Genomic DNA, 16,889 nt, shown 5'->3' on the forward strand with positions numbered 1-16,889 from the left:
AGGCGTAGAACTTGCCGACGTTGTCTAGTCGGTACCAAGCAGGGGCAGCCATGGCAGAGCGCCTTCGTCGGGAATATCCTCGTCGTCGAGGAAGTTTGCAATGAGCCGATAAGTGTCGCGCACCAGCGAGAGCACCGACGGGTAGAGGAAGTACCCGTGGATGGCATCGTACATGCGGCAGCACACCACCTCGTTGCCCTCGGCTTCCAGTCGCGCTGCGTAGGCCTCGCCCTCGTCGCGCAAGGGGTCGTATTCGGCGGTCACAATAAGGGTGCGAGGCTGGTCGGCTACGCTGGAGGCAAGCAGCGGCGCGAAGCGGGAGTCGTTGAAATCTTCCGGCTTGGCCAGATACAGGTTGATGTAGGTGACAATGTCCTCGCGGGTAAGCAGGTAGTCCTCGCCGTTTTCCCGCACCGAATCGAACAGGGTGGTCAGGCTGTGGTCGTTGTAGGTGAGGGGGTACAGCAGTACCTGGGTGCGCACGGCGAAGTCGCCGCGATCGCGGGCGAGAAGCGACACTCCGGCCGCCAAGTTGCCGCCGGCTGAATCGCCCATGAGCACGATGTGCTTGGTCTTCACATCGGACAGAAGCGTGCCGGCGTATAGCTGGCGGGCCACCTCGTAGCAATCGTCCAGGGCCGTGGGGAACTTGTGCTCGGGGGAGCGGCGGTATTCCACGGACAGGACGCGGCGCTCCAGCTTCAGCGCCATGCGCTGGCAGGCGTCGGTGTAGAAGCCGATGTCGCCGTTGGCAAAACCGCCGCCGTGGAAGAACAGGATGGTGCCGCGGTAGTCCTCGTTCACGTGGAGTCCCGTTTTCAGGGACAGATCAATGTCGAGGGGCGTGAACAGGCGCAGCGGGATATCGTAGCCGTCGGCCGCGGTGGCCGTCAGGTCGTCGATGCGGCAGCGTGGGTCCACGATGGTGAGCTTCGCCGCCGCCTCTTCGGCCTTGCGCTGATCGGCCCAGGAGGCCGAGGTGTCGGGCATGATGCGCGTGAGCGTTTTTATGGCGGCCTGCAGGGCCGGGTTCATAGGCATAGGGGCATCCTTTCGGGCGGGGAGCGCGCTTGGTTGGACGAGTGGCAGGCGAGGCCTCGAGGACGCCTTTCGCTTGCCAGGGGAATGGGGTCGCGCTCCGACGGCTTGACGATGCGTAAATGATGAGTCTTATGCTAACGAAAGCGGGCCTGCTCTCAAAGAGAAGCAGGCCCGCTGGCAACAAACGGTAACCGCGGGGTGCAGCAAGCTTAGGGCAGCAAAATAGCAGCAAAAACAAGCGATAAAGAGCGATGTTCGATTATTAATAGGCCTTTGACCAGGTAATCTATTCTGTCTGCTTCCTAGTGGTCGTTCATATTAAACGCATTTTTCATTTCGACGGTGCGCTGATCGAGGACGGCGCCCAGCACGGCCTGGGTTTGGACCTGCACCTTGTCGATGAGCGCCTGGTTGGCGTCGGCCAAGGTGGTCAGCACCTGCGGATCGTCCATGTTGTCTAGGTCAACCTTGCCTTCCTTCGCCAGCTTGGCGAGGGCGGCGTCGGTTTCATGCAGCGACTGATAGCCCTGGGCCATGGTGTTCAGGCGATAGGCCTGAATGGCCTCGTAGCTTTCGAAGAACTGCGGATCGCCCAAGCCGCCGATAAGGCGGTTGTTCCAGTACAGGCTGTCAGTGGTTACCTTCGTGGGCGTGTCCAGATAGGCGGGCATGGCCTTCACGTTCGCGTACATGGCCACGGCGGTGTTGAAGGGACCGGAAGCCGGGGCGAACCAGTGCACGCCGCGCAGCGCCTTGGGGGCGTTCGGACGGATGCACAGGATGGAGCACTCGGAGGTGCGGTCGATACCGATGAAGCGGTACTGGTGACGGGTAGCAGGCGTGCCTTTGGTGCCGTAGCAGTCGTACTCGGTGCCGTCATAGGTAGTGGCCAGCCAATCCTTCACGTCCGAGGCCGACAGCTTCTTGTCGGGGCGCAGGGCCCAGGGGATGTCCAGGCTCTCGGGACCGAACTCGGGCGCCGGGCCCTGGAAACGCGGGTCAGAGGGCGTCAGGCGGCTGCACAGATACCACTTGCGCGGGGCATTGTAGAGCTGGTCGAGCCAGGTGTAGGTGGAAAAGGCGATGCGGGCGTTGAAGTAGCGGGGCAGGCCCTCCACCATTTCCTGGGGCTCGTCGCTGGCGGGCATGTCCATGAGCAGGTCGTGGTCGCGAATCCACTCGGCCAAGTCGGCGCTGCACATGTAGTCGCACTGGTCGCCCAAAGCGTCGGCAAGGTCGAAGTGATCGATGCCCTGGCGGTTGGGTTGCACCACGTAGCAGTCGTCCGGTACGCGGCGGGCAATCCAATGGTGGCCGCCGATGTTCTCCCAGTACCACACCTCGTGGGCGTCGCCGAAGGCCACGCCGTTGGTCTCGTAGGTACCGTACTGCTCCACCAGGGCGCCCAGGCGCTTCACACCTTCGCGAGCCGTGGTGATGTAGGGCAGCGTGATGGTGGGCAGGTTCTCCTCGCCGATACCGCCGGGCACTTCCGGCTTGTAGTCGGCGTCGCCCGGCTTGCCCTGGGCGGGTTGGTACACCACCAGCGGGTCGGCGCCCAGCACGCGGGCGTTGGCCGAGATGGTCTCGGTGGCCGACATGGACACGTTGGCGGCGTTGATGCCGGTTTCAGCCCAGACGCCGTTGGAGGGATCGGCGTTCGGGGTGCAGGTGTAGCGCAGAGGGTTGTCGGGCAGTTCGATGGTCAGGTGGCTGGCCACGCCGGTGTAGGTGCGCGGCTGGTCTTCCGGGTTCACCACGATGAGCTTCTTCGGATCGAAGGAGAAATCCTCACCGTCCTCGTTGCGGGCGACAATGGTAGACCCGTCGTTGGTGGCCAAGCGGCCGACGAGCAGGGTTGTGCAAGCCATAAAAGGCCTCCTTTTCGAATGGCCGTGCGGCGCGCATGGGGTCGCAAGTTCGCTGATCCCTCAAGAACCTTTGGGCTGCAGGAGCTTGGGGCTCGCAGGTGTTCATGGGCTTCAAGCCCGCCGGGCGGCTGGTTTCGTACTCTTTCGGTATACGCTGACCGCGGCGTTGGCGGGAGCGGTGCCCTCGGTTTGTCAACAAGCCGAGGGCGAATGGGAAAGCGGGAGATGATCGGGACGCCCCCAGGGTCGTCCCGCTGGTGAGATGGCCCTTGTCGCAGCGGGGGATTCCGGCCATGACGCGGGGTGGGGCTCTGGGCGTAGTGGAGGGAGGCTGGGGTGCGGTCTCGGCCGTTGTTCGCGAGAGGCAATCCTTGGCTGCAAGTTGACGGGTTTGGAACCGCATCGCGCGAAATAACGGTTTCAGTGCCTGTTTTGGCTGCAAATGAACGGTTTTGGACCAGCGACATGTTAAATGGCGGCTTCAATGCCCGGTTTGGCTTGGAAAACACGGTTTTGGAACCCCTGGAGCTTCGTTTCGTTCCAAAACCGTTCGTTCGCAGCCAAACGAGCGCACGAAAGCCTGTTTTAGCGTGGCCGGTGTTCCAAAACCGTGATTTCCAAGCCAAACCATGCCCGCGGGGCTACTTTTTGTCGCGCTCGCTGTTCTGGCTTGGCAGCTGGTCGGGTAGTTGGAAGTAGTCGTCGAGCTTCCACGACGCAGCAAAGAGCATTCGCTGCTGCTCGCTGAAACGGGCGGACTGGGGGCGCAGGCGTGTGCCCAGTTGCTTGCTGGCCTGTCGGGCCACTTCGCGCATTTTCACAGGGTTGCCCAGCTGTCGGGCGGTTACGGTGATCACGCGATAGCCGTCGCGCTCAAGGGCCATACGCCTCAGCGAGTCGCGCGTCACTTGCTGCGGCGCAAGGTGCTCGCTGTCGGAATCGTACTCGATGGCCAGGCGCTCTTCGGGGAAAAGCAGGTCGGGCTTGAGGGTAGCGCTGCCCACAATGGCCTTTGCCTGCTGCGAGAGGCGTATCCGCTGGTTGAGCAGGGGCTGTGGAAGTCCGAACCCGCCGTAGCGCGACGGCGCACTCAAGATGGTGCCCAGAAATGCCTCGGGAGGAGACGCCGCCTTGGCGACCATCAGGCTGAGCGCCAGCCGCGCTTTCTTGACGCCGTGCAACCCAGGGTTCTTGCCGATGAAGCGCTGAATCTTCTCCGGAGTGGTAAGCGCTGACCGGGCACCGAGCTGTCGGTTGCCGGTGGGTGTGAGGTAAAACGTGCCACAGAGGGCGTTGCCCGCCTTGACCAGTTCGTAGAGCGAGAGGCTTCGGGCCAGCTGCACGAAGCAAAGTTCGGGGCTGGCGGTGTATACGCCGCTTCCGACGCGGTGGAAAATCTTTCCCTGCGCCGTAAGGCGGAGTACGTGGGGGGCGGTGCGGGGAAGGGGTCGACGCGACCGCGAGGGCATCATCACGTGATAGGGCTGCTTGATAAAGGGGAAGACGTCCGAGAGGTAGTCGACGGCCTCGTTGGTAGGTTCGCACTCGCGGAAGGCTCGTACGCCGACGGCGTCCGCGGCGCGCGGGGGCGCCGGCGTAAAGAGCCAGTGAGAGAACGACGATATGCCGTACAGGAAAACTCGCATGGGAGTATTGTAGGTCGCGGAGGAGTCCAGGAGAGCGCGGTGCGGATATTCACAGATTACGCGTTGCAGGGACACCTGCTGGGATGGGAAGGGTGAGGCAATTTGGAGAGTATCTCCTGGTCAAAACGGGCCTGCTACCTGGAAGAGGGAGACTTGGCTTGCCGAGGTGCGTGCGGGGAAAACCCCAATGTTCTGTTGAATGCGAACAGGATGGCATGTTGTCGGTGCAGGAGGGGCGAAGCGGCAGTGTCGGGTCGGACGGCATGCGAGTCGGATGACGTATTGTCGGTTCAGGGGACGAAGCGGATCCTTGGTTTGGGAGGTGCTCGAGCCTGACGGTGTTTGCTCGGCTAGAGCGGCGAACAAGCGATAGCGGTAAGCGAAGCAGGATGCGAGCTAGAGGGCGTTGGTGCGGGGAGCTTATGGGCGTTTCGTGGAGGTCGGTGTGGCGGCGCTGAAGGAGGCAAGGTAGCGTGGATACCATACTCGTCCACCTTGATGTCGATGTTCTCGCGCTATTCGCGCCTTCGACCGCTCGGGTGCGTGAACGAGCTGATCGGCTCGTCTGCCGCAGATTGGCGGTGTCGATGCCGAACTCCCTTTCCTTTTTCAGCTCGCGACATTTTTCCCGGCCTTCCCACTTGCGGCTTTCGCAAGCTTTGGGTTTTGCCGGCACCGCTCGCCGCTGAGTGCCCTTTTTCTGGCTGCCACATGGTCTCGAGGAACTTTGCCATGTTGGCGGAGCTTCGCGTTTCGTGCTCCCCTGGATGTGGGCGTGGCTGCAAAAGCGCGGTTTTGGAACGGAAGGCCGCCAATTTGAGTTCGAGGCCGCTGAAATGGCTGAGAATTGTCGATTTTGGAACGCCGTGGCTGGGGTTGGCACGTTGCTGAACATGTCGGCCTGGGAAAACGCGTCTCCGCGATGGTCCGGGGAGGTGCAATTCGCTGGCAAATGTTCCAAAACCGTGGTTTTGAAGCCAATCCATCGACTTCAACGTGAAATTCGCGTACAGCCCGGCGCTTCGCGAGGGGTTCTCCACTTCGCGTACAGTCCGGCGCTTCGCGAGGGATCCGGCGCTTCGCGAGGGACCCGATGCCTCGCGTGGGGCGCCGATGACTCGCGGTGGGCATTGACGCTTCGTGGCGAGCGTTGAATCCGAAAGAGCATGAGCGACGGGAAAGTAAGTGAAAAGGATACCTGGAGAGGAGATGCTATGAATCCGCGGAAGGACGAGGTGGGGTCGAATGAAGGGCGGCAACAGGTCGGGAGCGTGATGCCCCAAGAGACGTCCAGCGTCGAGGAAGAGGAGCGTGCTCGGTTGGCCGAGGTGGAGGCCCAGATCAGCGAGGCGGTCGCGCGGACTCGGAGGTTGGCGGCGCGTCTGGAGGCAGGTCATCGGGAAACCGGGGCCCATCTTGCCGCCGCTCGAGGCGAGTTGTCGCCCGAGGAGGCGCATCTGTCGGCCTTCGAACTGAACCGCATGGACGCTCAGGCTGCCTCGGCGCACCTTTCCCGTCAGCGGCTGGAAAAGCTGGCTGCCTCCCCCTACTTTGCGCGTGTCGATTTTGTCGACGCGGAAGGCGAGCAAGTAACCTACCTGGGACGCTTCGCCTTCAGCTGGCGTAATCAGGCGGTGGTATCGGACTGGCGCAGCCCGGTGGCCAGCCTGTTCTACGACTTCGAGCCTGGGCCAGCGGCGTTTGAGGCGCCGGCGGGGCGCCGCGAGGGCGCATTGACCCGCAAGCGACAAATCGGCATTGAGGACGGGCAACTGCGCTATGCCGCCGACTCCTCCTCGAGCGTGCGCGACGAAGTGCTTGTTCAGGCGCTCTCGCGTACAGCCGACGCGAAAATGCATGACATTGTTTCTTCTATCCAGCAAGAGCAAAACGCTATTATCCGCGATGAGGCGCCGGGCACGCTGATCATTCAAGGGGTGGCGGGCTCAGGCAAGACCTCCATTGCACTGCACCGTGTTGCCTACTTGCTGTATCGGCAGAAAGAGCGCTTGAGCGCTCGCTCAATAGCTATTCTTTCGCCCAACCAAGTTTTTTCCGACTATATTTCCGGCGTTTTGCCCGAGTTGGGCGAAGAGCCCGTGATGCAATGGAGCCTTTACAGTTTCGCCCAGCGGCTTTTAACGGGGGTGGCAAAGGTGCAGCTGCCGCGCTCTTGGGCGGATGAGACCGATCCTGCTCGCATGGTAAGGGTGCGGGCGAAGGGGACCGAGGAGTTTGCCGATGAACTGGCATCGTGGCTTGACGGCCTCATGGCGGCCGAAGGGGCTCATCTCGTCTTTGGTCCCCATGATCTTCCCGTGGGAGGCGCCACCGCCGAGGCTTCGTGGCTGGCCGAGCGATTTGCCGCCTATGCGCCGGTGCCCTTCAGCGAGCGCCTCGACCTCGTGGCCGGCGATGCGCGCGAGCGAGCTCATGGTCAGACATTCGGCCGTTACGCCCAGACGCTGCCCACGCGACGCGAGTTAGCGGGTCGCTTGCGGCGCATGATGACGGCGAAGAACGCGCCCGCGCTGTATCGGCGGTTCCTGGCTGAAACGGGGCGCAGTGCGTTGCGCAAGGCTCCTGCGTCGGGGGTAGTGGAATGGGAGGATGCCTTTCCGCTGGCGCTGTGCCACTGGGCCTTCGAGGGTGCCGACGGTTTTGACGGGTGCGGTGACGTACGCCATTTGGTAATCGACGAGATGCAGGATCTGTCGCCGGTGGCCCACGAGGTTATCGCCCGGACCTTCCCTTGCGACAAGACCATTTTGGGCGACGTGAACCAATTGGTGGACGACCGTGAGGCGACGGCGCCTTCGGCGGTGGCGGCCCGTTATTCTGGGGCGCGGATGATGTCGCTGATGCGCAGCTATCGCTCGACCTGGGAGATAACGGCCCTGGCCGCGCAGGTGAAGCCTATCGCCGGCCTTGAGGCTGTGCAGCGCCACGGCGAGGAGCCGCGTTTGGTGCGCTGCGGAGACACGCGCGGGGTGCTGGAGGCGGTAGACAACGCTGTGGCTCAATGGCAGCGTGGCACCCGACGCACCTTGGGCATTATTGCGAAGTCGGACTTTCTCGCTGCCCGCTACGCCGAGCTTTTGGCCCGCGACCACGAGCTCACCCTGTTGACTGACGAGACCGATGAATATCCCGGCGGTCTGGTGGTGAGCTCAGTGCGCTTAGCAAAGGGCTTGGAGTTCGACGAAGTGGTGCTTTTGGATGTGGACGCGCGGCAGTATGCGACAGAGGCCGATCGCAATTTGCTGTACGTGGCCCTTACGCGTGCCATGCATCGCTTGACCGTTCTTTTCCGCGATGAACCGTCGCCGCTTTTGGGAGGGGCAACGGCCGAGCGCCCCTAGTCGCAGCAGCGATCGGGCATGGGGATGGCGGAGGGTGCCGGCACAGGAGTGGCAGGCGCTCCGGGGACAGCAGGCGCTCCGGGGACGGTGGGCGCGGCGGGAGTTGCGCGGCGCTCGAGGTCGCCCATATGGTGCAGGTTCGGGGTAGTCAGGGCCCAGGCGGTCACGGCACCCCAGCAGACGATGAGCCCCACGCCGGCTACGGCGAGTCCCGCCGTCTCCACCACCACCGAGGTGGCGAACACGGCTACGGGTGCGGCTACCAACATGAGCGAATTCTGGGTGCCCAGGGCTGCGCCGCGGTTCTCGGCAGGGATGCGGTCGAAGACGAAGAATCCAAGGAGCGCCGAGGCCGGACCGGCCGAGAGGCCCAGCAGAGCGGCGCCGCCAACCATAACGGGGAAGGTCGGCAGCAGGCCCATAGTCAGCAGCCCCAAAGCCATACCGAACAGCGACAGGGCGAACCACGTGCGACGACGCAGCTTGTGGGCCAGGGCCGAATAAGCCAACGAGCTAACCAGCATGCCGGCGGACATGGCCGACAGGACATAGCCCAAAAGCTCGGGAGTGCCGGCGTCCGTGAAGTGCACGGGCAGCACCAGGCCCTGGAACGAGCCCATGACCATGACGATGCCGAAGGTGAGCAGCATACTGGCACGCAACAGGGCATCGCGCTTGAACAGCACCACCACGCCCGATTTGAGAGAACTCAGAGCATCGCGGACAACGCCGCGCGAAGTGGTGGCAGGGGCGGTTTCAGCGTCCTGCGCACCGGTGCGGCCGATGGCGCGGGGCAGCGTGAGGGTAACCAGCGCCGCAGCCAAGGACATAGCGGCGGTGAACCACAGGGCGCTGGCATCGCCGATGGTGGTCATAAGGAAGGCAGCCAAGGCCGGGCCCACAATGACCGTGAGCGAGTCGAGGGACTGGGCAAGACCCATGAACTTCTGCAGGCTCTTGCCATCGCGTTCGCAGACGGCGGGCAGCAGCGCATCGCGGGCGGTCATGCCCGGAATATCACCGATGGCGCCCACCAGCCCCAACACCACGAACCAGCCGAAGCTGAGACCCCAGATCATGTCAACCACGGGCAGCAGGGCCACCGAGGCGGCGGACATTAGGTCGGAGATGATGGATACGTTGCGGCGGTTGAAGCGGTCGATGAGCGCGCCGCCCACCAGGCCGATGATCATCTGGGGTGCGGCGCAGATAAGCGCCAGGGCGCCGGCGGCCAAGGGGTCGCCCGTGGTGGCCAACAGGATCAGGGGCAGGATGACGCCGGCGACCGAGTTGCCCAGAAGCGACAAGGCGCAGGACAGCAGGTAGCGCGGGGAGACAGGGGCGCCGAGGGAGAACGGCCGCGGTGCGAGAGCGGTTGGTTCGGCGTGATGCGGGGCCATAGCGGTTCCTTTCTCGAGTGGTTTGTTCGAGAAGGCAGTAAAAACTATGACGTTGCGTCGGGGTCAAACGTCCTGTGAAGGAGTTGTGGGGTGGGTGGCGAAGGTTGGGGGAGTGCGGTCGAGGGCGGCGCAGTGGCATCGCGCAGCTAGGTGCGCGGGAGCTCGCTGGCGGCGCGCGCTTCCAGAATGTCGCCGATGGCGCGCTCAATGCGCTCGTTCACATCGCGTTGAGCCTCGTTGAGCGACTCGTTGGCCAGTTCTTCGAGGAGTCGCTCTTCCTTGGTGGCTTCGCGCGTCCAGTTGGCAGCGTCGAACTGCTCGATGAGGGGCGCCAGCAGGTCGAGGGACTCGCTCACAATGGCGGCACGCTCGGCTTCGGGAGCATCGGGGGCGAGCTGCGAGCAGCGCTGGTCGAGGGATTCCATGGCCGCGGCGAAGGAGGTGTCCTGCATGTGGGCCGCTACTCGCTCCAGTTCGGCCATCTCGCGATCGCCGTAGAGATGACTTGCCACCACCAGGGCGGCGTGGCTTGTGGCGTCGGTGCTGTTGCCGACAATGCCGCGGATGGCGCGGCCAAAGCGCACGGGCATGTCGGGGGAGAGCTGCTCGGCCTTGAGGGCGGCAATGGTGCGCCGCTGCTCTTGAAGAGCCTCGATTTGCAGGGCCAACTCGCTATCGAGCTCGTCGAGGGCCGAGAGCGGCGAAGGACCGGCTGCTTCGCCGTCGGCAGCGTCGGTTATGGCCTGTTCGTCCATCTCTTCGAGTAGTGCGCCGATGCGGGCAAGGGGAAAGCCCAACGAGGCCAAGCGTTTGATGCGCAGGACGCGGGCCAAGTCGGCGGCGGTGTATTCGCGATATCCATTGGCGGAGCGCGGCGGTTCGGGCAGGAGTCCCAGCTGATGGTAATGGCGCAAGGTGCGCACGGTCACGCCGGCCGTTTTCGCCACCTCGTTGCTGCGCATGGGGCTCCCTCCCGTTGGTCTGCCTGGTAGTGATTGATTGGCGAAAGTGGGGGCGGTTCCGTTATCTTGAGCGCACCGTCCCCAGGAGTTTTCTATTCTACCGCTTTTCGCTACAGCGTCTTCAGGGCCTTATCGATGGGCTCGTCGCCGCTTACCACCATGATGAGCTTGCCGTAGGTGTTGTGCAGTCCGCGCACCTCGGCCAGCACCGCGGCCACGTCGGCCAGAGGGATGCTGCCCTCATGGGCCGGGTTCACCTGGATGTGGCCAGTCGGTGCGTCCTCAGTGAGGAAGCCGGCCTGCACGATGGTGTAATCGAGCCCGCTGTTCTCCAGCCATTTATCGGCGAAAAACTTCGCGATGTTGTAGTCGGTAAGGTCGGCAAGGCCCTTCTCGGTCTCCCAGCGCTCGGGCTCGGTGGCGAACATGGAGCTGAGCATAACGAAGCGACGCACGCCGGCGCGCTTGCAGGCCTCGATGAGTTTGACGGCGCCGAAGGCGTCGGTTTGCAGCAGGTCGGCACCGCGGGAGCCGGCCACGAAGTACACGGTCTCGCAGCCCTTTACCGCTCCGGTCATGGTGTCGACATCGCTGTGGAAATCAAAGGTTACCGGGTGGACGTGATCGCTGTAAGGAGTCAGGGGGTGACGGCTGGCAGCCACCACCTCGTGCCCTTCGTCGGCCAACAGGGATACCAGAACCTGTCCCACGCGCCCAGAGGCGCCACCTACAAATACCTTCATAACATGCCTCGATTCAACAGATTGACAGATGCGCGTCCTTGGAAGCGCATCTCTTGATTGTGGTACGCTAGATGCAAGAAAAGCCGAACGACCCTGGGTCGTTCCAGAATTGAAAGGCTTCCGTTGCCCTGTGGCTTCGGGACAGGAAAGGGCGCGCATGAACGACCAAGAGCGCTTGGCGCGGTTCGAGGGGGTGCTGGCTGATTTGGTTGCGGAGAACGCGCTGGTGCTTCAGCAGCTTGAGACTTTGCGAGCTCAGGGGAAGGTGAAGACGGCCACTTATCAGCAGCTGACGGCACGGAAATTGGCGCTGAAGTCGACGCTTGCGCTCTTCGAGGAGCGGGGTCTGCTGTGAGTGCGGCTGGCAACAACGGTATGAGCGGCTTCTCCGCGGCTGCGCGGCGATGGTTCGCCGAGGCGTTCGGCGCACCTACGGCAGTGCAGGAGCGGGCGTGGAAGACCATTGCGGCGGGTGATAACGCGCTCGTTATCGCGCCTACGGGTTCGGGCAAGACCCTGGCAGCGTTTCTGTGGGCCATCGATCGGCTCATGGCCGAGAAGGCGGCAGCCATGACGGCGGGCGAGAAGTGGGCTCCTGGCGCGCGGGTGCTCTACGTGTCGCCCCTGAAGGCTCTGGGGGCCGACGTCGACCGCAACCTGCAGGGACCGCTTTCGGCTTTGTCTGCGCTGGCAGCTGAAGAGGCGGCCGTGATGGGCGGCAAGGCGCCCGAGGTGCGCACCGCTATGCGCACGGGGGACACCACGCCCGACGAGCGTCGGAAGATAGTGCGCAATCCACCGGACATCCTCATCACCACGCCGGAATCGCTCTACCTCATGCTGACTTCCCAGGCGCGGGAAGTGCTTCGCTCGGTGGAGACGGTCATTGTGGACGAGGTCCACGCCTTGGCGGGCGACAAGCGCGGGGCGCATCTTTCGCTTTCGCTGGAGCGCCTGGATGATCTGCTGGAGCAGCCCGCCCAGCGCGTGGGCCTTTCGGCGACGGTGCGCCCTCGCGAAGTAGTGGCGCAGTTTTTGGGCGGCTGTCATCCGGTGACGGTGGTGGCCGAGGAGGCTCCTCCCTCCCTCGATCTTTCGGTGCGTGTGCCCGTACGGGATATGACGGCGGCGCCAGCTTTCGAGGGTTTTGCGGGGGCGGGCGACGGGACGCGGGTGCGCGGCGCGGGGCCACGGCGCGCTGCCGTCGAGAACGCCTGGAAGTCCGATCGGGCCTTGCGCGCGGTCATGGCGGCAGAAGAGGGGAAGGGCCCCGCGCCCCATCCCGACAGCCGCCTGGGGTCATCTTCCATTTGGCCGCACATCGAGGCGGCTATTCTCGACGAAGTGCTGGCCCATCGCTCCACCATCGTGTTCGTGAACTCCCGTGGGCTGTGTGAGAAGCTGACGGCCCGTTTGAACGAGCTGTACGCTAAGCGCTTGGGGCTCAATGCGCCCCATGCCGAGAGCGCTGGTTATTGGGCGGCTGCGGGAAGTTCAGGGGCGCCGGGCGAGGGTGATGCCGGCGGCGCGGCTGTCGATCAAGGTGCGCGGTCGGCGGAAGTGCGCGGCGTGCGCACGGGGGCTGACCCGATGGCGGCTGCTCCTGGGGCGGCCTTCCGCTCCGATATCGGATCCACCACCAAGCTGGTCACGGAGCCTTCGGTGCTTATTGCGAAAGCGCACCACGGATCGGTGTCCAAAGAGAAGCGCTTGCAGGTGGAGCGCGAGCTGAAAAGCGGCGATCTTCCCTGCGTGGTGGCCACCTCCAGTTTGGAGTTGGGCATCGATATGGGCGCCATCGACCTGGTCATTCAAGTGGCGGCGCCCTATTCGGTGGCCAGTGGCCTGCAACGGGTCGGTCGCGCGAACCACCAAGTGGGCGGCCGCTCGGTGGGCATTATGTACCCCCGCACCCGCGTAGAGGTCATCGATGCGGCTGTTATGGCCGAAGGCATGGAGGCCGGTGCCATTGAGGCCACGCGCCTGGTGGAAAACGCGCTGGACGTGCTGGCGCAGCAGACGGTGGCCGCGGTCTCTATGGTTCCCGATGGCCTTGCGGCCGATGTGTGGCTGGCCACGGTGCGTCGCTCGGCCTGCTACGCCGACTTGCCTCGGCGCTCCTTCGAAGGCGTCCTCGCTATGCTGGCGGGGCGCTACGGTTCCGGCGAGATCGCCGAGTTCGCGCCGCGCCTTCTGCGGGATCGCGAGACGGGGCTTTTGAAGCCGCGCCCCGGCTCCCAGCGCTTAGCCGTCACGGCGGCGGGCACTATTCCCGACCGTGGCATGTTCTCGGTGGTGCTGCCCGAAGGCGACGCCCGACAGGGGCGTCGGCGCGTGGGGGAGCTGGACGAGGAGATGGTGATGGAGTCCCGGGTGGGCGACATCATCGCCCTGGGCACTAGTACCTGGCGCATCAAGGAAATCGGCGCCGATCGCGTCATAGTGGAAGCGGCTCCGGGTCGGGCGGCGCGGTTGCCGTTCTGGCATGGCGAGGCGGTAGGGCGTCCCTACGAGACGGGGCGGGCCCGCGGCGCCTTCGTGCGGGCTCTCGACGCCGGGGTGCCTTCTCGCGGCGAAGAGGCTGAGGAGTCGTTGACCCCGACTTTGAGCGAGCGGTTGCAGGCGGACGGTCTCGATGCCAGCGCACGAAACAACCTGGCGGCCCTGGTAGACGCCCAGCGTTCGTGTACGGGGGTGGTGCCTACCGATCACACGCTTGTTATCGAACAGTGCGCCGACGAGACGGGGGATTGGCGGGTCGTTCTCCATTCCCCGTTTGGGCGTCGCGTGCACGAGCCGTGGGCCTTGGCCGTGGCCCATCGCATCAACAGCACGTTGGGCTATGACCCGCAGGCCGTAGCGGCCGATGACGGCATCGTGCTGCGTGTGCCCATGGGGGAAGAGGCCCTACCCGGTGCTGAGCTGTTCTTGTTCGACCCCGATGAGCTGGAAGCTGTGGTGCGGGATCGGGTGGGGTACACTGCCCTGTTCGCGGCCCGTTTTCGCGAGTGCGCGGCTCGCGCGCTGCTTATGTCGCCGACGGCGCCCGGCAAGCGGGCCCCGTTGTGGCAGCAGCGTTTGAAGGGCGGCCAGCTTTTGGAGGCCGCGCGCCAGGAGGAGGATTTCCCCATCATTTTAGAGGCGCTGCGCGAGTGCCTGCAGGATGTATTTGATCTGCCAGCCCTGCGTGAGGTGATGACGGGATTAGCCGCAGGCGCCATTAAAACAGTGGAGGCCCAAACGGCGGTGCCGTCGCCGTTCGCCGCGCCCTTGGTCTTCGGCTATTTGGGCGAGCATCTCTACGAAGGCGATTTGCCCCACGCCGAGCGTCAGGCCTCCCTGTTGGCGGTAGATCCAGCGCTGCTTGCCGAGCTGCTGGGATCCGGATCGGTGGAGGAAGTGCTTGACCCCTCGGTGGTAGCCCAGGTTCAGGCCGAGCTTCAGCGCACAGCCCTTAGCTGGCAGGTGAGGGGTGCTGAGGGAGTGGCTGACCTATTGCGTGAACTGGGGCCTCTTTCAGTGGAGGAGGTGGCCGCGCGGCTTCAGCGCGCCGATGGGTCCGACCCTGCGGTGTTGGGCGGGACGGCGGATTTGGCGTCGACTGACGATGGCGCCGGTGCCTCCGTGTCCCTTGTGGAGGCGGAAGGCCTTCTTCGGGACCTCGAAGCTGAACATCGGGCCTTTCCAGCGGCTGTGGCCGGGTGCACCCGATGGGTAGCGGCCGATGATGGGCCGCGCTTAAGCGCTGCCTTGGGCGTCAAGGTTCCTTCCTGGGCCGAGGGGCCGATGAAGCGGCGCTTTCCGTTTGACGGCTTGCTGGCACGATTCGCGCGCACGCGCACTCCCTTTGCAACCAGCGAGGCAGCGGAGAGCTTTGGGATCGGCGCAGCGCTTGTGCAGGAAGCACTCGAGCGTTTGACGGCCGAGGGACAGCTTCTTCGGCTGGGGTCCGACCGCTGGGTCGATGCCGGCGTGCTTCGTCGCTTGCGGGCCCGTTCGCTGGCTAAGGCGCAGGAGGCTGTCAAGCCTGTGGCACCCGCGGTCTTCGAGCGCTTTTTGCTGCGTCGGCAAGAGGTTGCCAGCGTGGAGGAGGGCGCTCTGCGGGGCGTCGAGGGCGTGGCGGTGGTGATCGCCCAGTTCGAGGGCGTGTACCTGCCGCCGGCATTTTGGGAGGCCGTCGTGTTTCCCGCTCGCGTGATTGATTATCGGCCTGCTTACTTAGACGAGCTTCTGTCGTCCGAGGAGGTGCTGTGGGCGGCGCGCGGCGCGGATGGTCAGGGGCGGGCATCGTTCGATGTGGCTTTCTTTCCCACGGATTCGCCCTTGGCGCCGTTGCCGTGGGATGCGGCTTTAGGCTTGGCCGAAGAGGGCTCGGCAGAGCCGGGGATCGATATGACGGAAGAAACGGGGGCCGCGCCTGTCGGTGCGCCAGGCGCGGATGGAGAGACAGGCGCTCGTTCAGATACCACTGACGATTCGACGCCGCTGCGGTTCGTGATTCGCTGCGTGCTGGCCATGCAGGGCCCGCTTTCTTTCCGAGCGCTCGTCGAGGCGGCGCAGCGACGCCTGGGCGGCTCCGCGCTTCTCGAGCGCGAGGTGGCCGACGCTCTTGGAGCGTTGGTGCGCGAGGGTATCGTTGCCAGCGACAGCTTCGCCTTCCCGCGGGCTGGCGGGACGGCCCAGCCGCCCGTGGCGCGTTCCGGCGGTCAGACGCCCCCGCCTTCGCGCCGCGCGACCAGTCGCCGCGGGCGTTCGCTGCGCTCGGAAATGCGTCGCCAGGCCCGGGCGACGGTTGTGGCGCGTCAGGGGGCCGCTGCCGCCTTCGATGGAGCCCTGGCGGGTCGCTGGATGCTCTTGGCGCCCGCGGAGGCATCGAGCACGGTACAGGCTGTGGCGCTCGTTGAGTCGCTGCTTGATCGCTACGGCATCATCACGCGCGATATTGCGTTGCAGGGCGGCGTTCCCGGCGGTTTGTCGACGCTCTATCCCGTGCTGCGCGCCATGGAGGACGCCGGCGAGCTGACCCGCGGCCACTTCGTGGAAGGTCTGGGGCCGGCGCAGTTTGCCGCGCGGGAGACGGTAGAAGTGCTGAGACGCATGGCTGACGAAGTCGAAAGCACGGCCGAGCGCGGAGCCGTCCCTGTGGTTGTGGTGGCGGCCGACGACCCTGCCTGCCTTTACGGTGCGGGCCTTCCGTGGCCCCCAGTAGTCGAACTCGGCAGTGAGAGCCTCGAGGCAAGCGGGACGTCGGAGGTGGTTGTCGAGGAAGCCGCGGGGGACCAGAAGCCAGGAGTTCGGGCGGCGTCGGATTCGCTTGCGCTTACCGTGCGGCCGAGCCGCCGCGAAGGCTCCCTGGTGGTGCTCGCTGCAGGAGCGCCCGTGCTTTGGGCGGCGCCGCGCCTCAAGGGGCTGGTGACCTTCACCGAGGACGAGGCGATGCTGGCAGATGCGGTGGCAGCCCTTAAAGATCAGGTGCTGGCCGCCCTCAAACGCGAGGGTGCCGAGGCGTCGCGCAAGAAGATTGTCGTGGAAACCTGCAACGGCGTCGACGTGCTGGCCACACCCGTGGCCGCCCTGCTCCAGCAGGCGGGGTTCGCTCGTCTGCCGAATGGGATGCGCCTGTACGCCAGTCCGTTCTAGAGCGGTTTGCAGGCAGTTTCGAGGACGCTGGAACTTCAGCGAGCCGTCGTAGGGAGGCGATTTCGCAAGTAAGCCCACGTACGTGACGGTAAATGCGAAACGGGCGCCGCGCTTCTCTCGGAGCGCGGCGCCCGTATTCGAATATGCCATGAGCTGCGACCCCCTCAAAATCGCAGGAGGCAACGGAGTTGGTAAAGAAGGAGGGCGATGGCCAGAAAGGAGAG

9 protein-coding genes are annotated in these 16,889 nt (G+C 64.6%); 3 read left to right on the forward strand and 6 right to left on the reverse strand.

Annotated elements, in window-relative coordinates; genetic code table 11:
• Positions 1 to 24 precede the first annotated feature (24 nt).
• The 3 genes from QZ307_RS01875 to QZ307_RS01885 all read right to left on the reverse strand — a co-directional run bounded on the left by QZ307_RS01875 (position 25) and on the right by QZ307_RS01885 (position 4,558).
• A complete protein-coding gene (locus QZ307_RS01875; RefSeq protein ID WP_295994978.1) occupies positions 25 to 1,041 on the reverse strand; it encodes an alpha/beta hydrolase in 1,017 nt (338 codons plus the stop codon).
• Positions 1,042 to 1,343: 302 nt separating this feature from the next.
• Positions 1,344 to 2,912, reverse strand: coding sequence for a C69 family dipeptidase (locus tag QZ307_RS01880; RefSeq protein WP_295994983.1), 1,569 nt, complete (start codon positions 2,910 to 2,912; stop codon positions 1,344 to 1,346).
• A gap of 641 nt (positions 2,913 to 3,553) precedes the next feature.
• A complete protein-coding gene (locus tag QZ307_RS01885) occupies positions 3,554 to 4,558 on the reverse strand; it encodes a hypothetical protein (protein WP_295994986.1) in 1,005 nt (334 codons plus the stop codon).
• A 1,214-nt stretch (positions 4,559 to 5,772) separates the two neighbouring features.
• Between QZ307_RS01885 and QZ307_RS01890 the strand changes: the two genes are divergently transcribed.
• Complete coding sequence (locus tag QZ307_RS01890; RefSeq protein WP_295994989.1) at positions 5,773 to 7,920, forward strand: ATP-binding domain-containing protein; 2,148 nt, start codon at positions 5,773 to 5,775, stop codon at positions 7,918 to 7,920.
• Here QZ307_RS01890 and QZ307_RS01895 read toward each other — a convergent pair.
• The 3 genes from QZ307_RS01895 to QZ307_RS01905 form a co-directional block, all read right to left on the reverse strand.
• A complete protein-coding gene (locus tag QZ307_RS01895; protein ID WP_295994993.1) occupies positions 7,917 to 9,320 on the reverse strand; it encodes an MFS transporter in 1,404 nt (467 codons plus the stop codon). The genes QZ307_RS01890 and QZ307_RS01895 overlap by 4 nt on opposite strands.
• A gap of 146 nt (positions 9,321 to 9,466) precedes the next feature.
• Positions 9,467 to 10,282, reverse strand: coding sequence for a MerR family transcriptional regulator (locus QZ307_RS01900; RefSeq protein WP_295994995.1), 816 nt, complete (start codon positions 10,280 to 10,282; stop codon positions 9,467 to 9,469).
• Between the two features lie 110 nt (positions 10,283 to 10,392).
• Positions 10,393 to 11,025 carry an NAD(P)-binding oxidoreductase gene (locus QZ307_RS01905; protein WP_295994998.1) on the reverse strand — a complete coding sequence of 211 codons (633 nt, stop codon included), beginning with the start codon at positions 11,023 to 11,025 and terminating at the stop codon, positions 10,393 to 10,395.
• A gap of 157 nt (positions 11,026 to 11,182) precedes the next feature.
• Here QZ307_RS01905 and QZ307_RS01910 point away from each other — a divergent pair, with 157 nt between their 5' ends.
• Both QZ307_RS01910 and QZ307_RS01915 read left to right on the forward strand, forming a co-directional pair.
• On the forward strand, positions 11,183 to 11,380 hold the full coding sequence (locus QZ307_RS01910) for a hypothetical protein (RefSeq protein ID WP_295995001.1): 198 nt from the start codon (positions 11,183 to 11,185) through the stop codon (positions 11,378 to 11,380).
• On the forward strand, positions 11,377 to 16,665 hold the full coding sequence (locus QZ307_RS01915) for a DEAD/DEAH box helicase (protein WP_295995003.1): 5,289 nt from the start codon (positions 11,377 to 11,379) through the stop codon (positions 16,663 to 16,665). The genes QZ307_RS01910 and QZ307_RS01915 overlap by 4 nt, the downstream gene beginning before the upstream one ends.
• The last annotated feature ends 224 nt before the right edge of the window (positions 16,666 to 16,889 follow it).

Source organism: uncultured Adlercreutzia sp. (assembly GCA_910585575.1).
Taxonomy (GTDB): Bacteria; Actinomycetota; Coriobacteriia; order Coriobacteriales; family Eggerthellaceae; genus Adlercreutzia.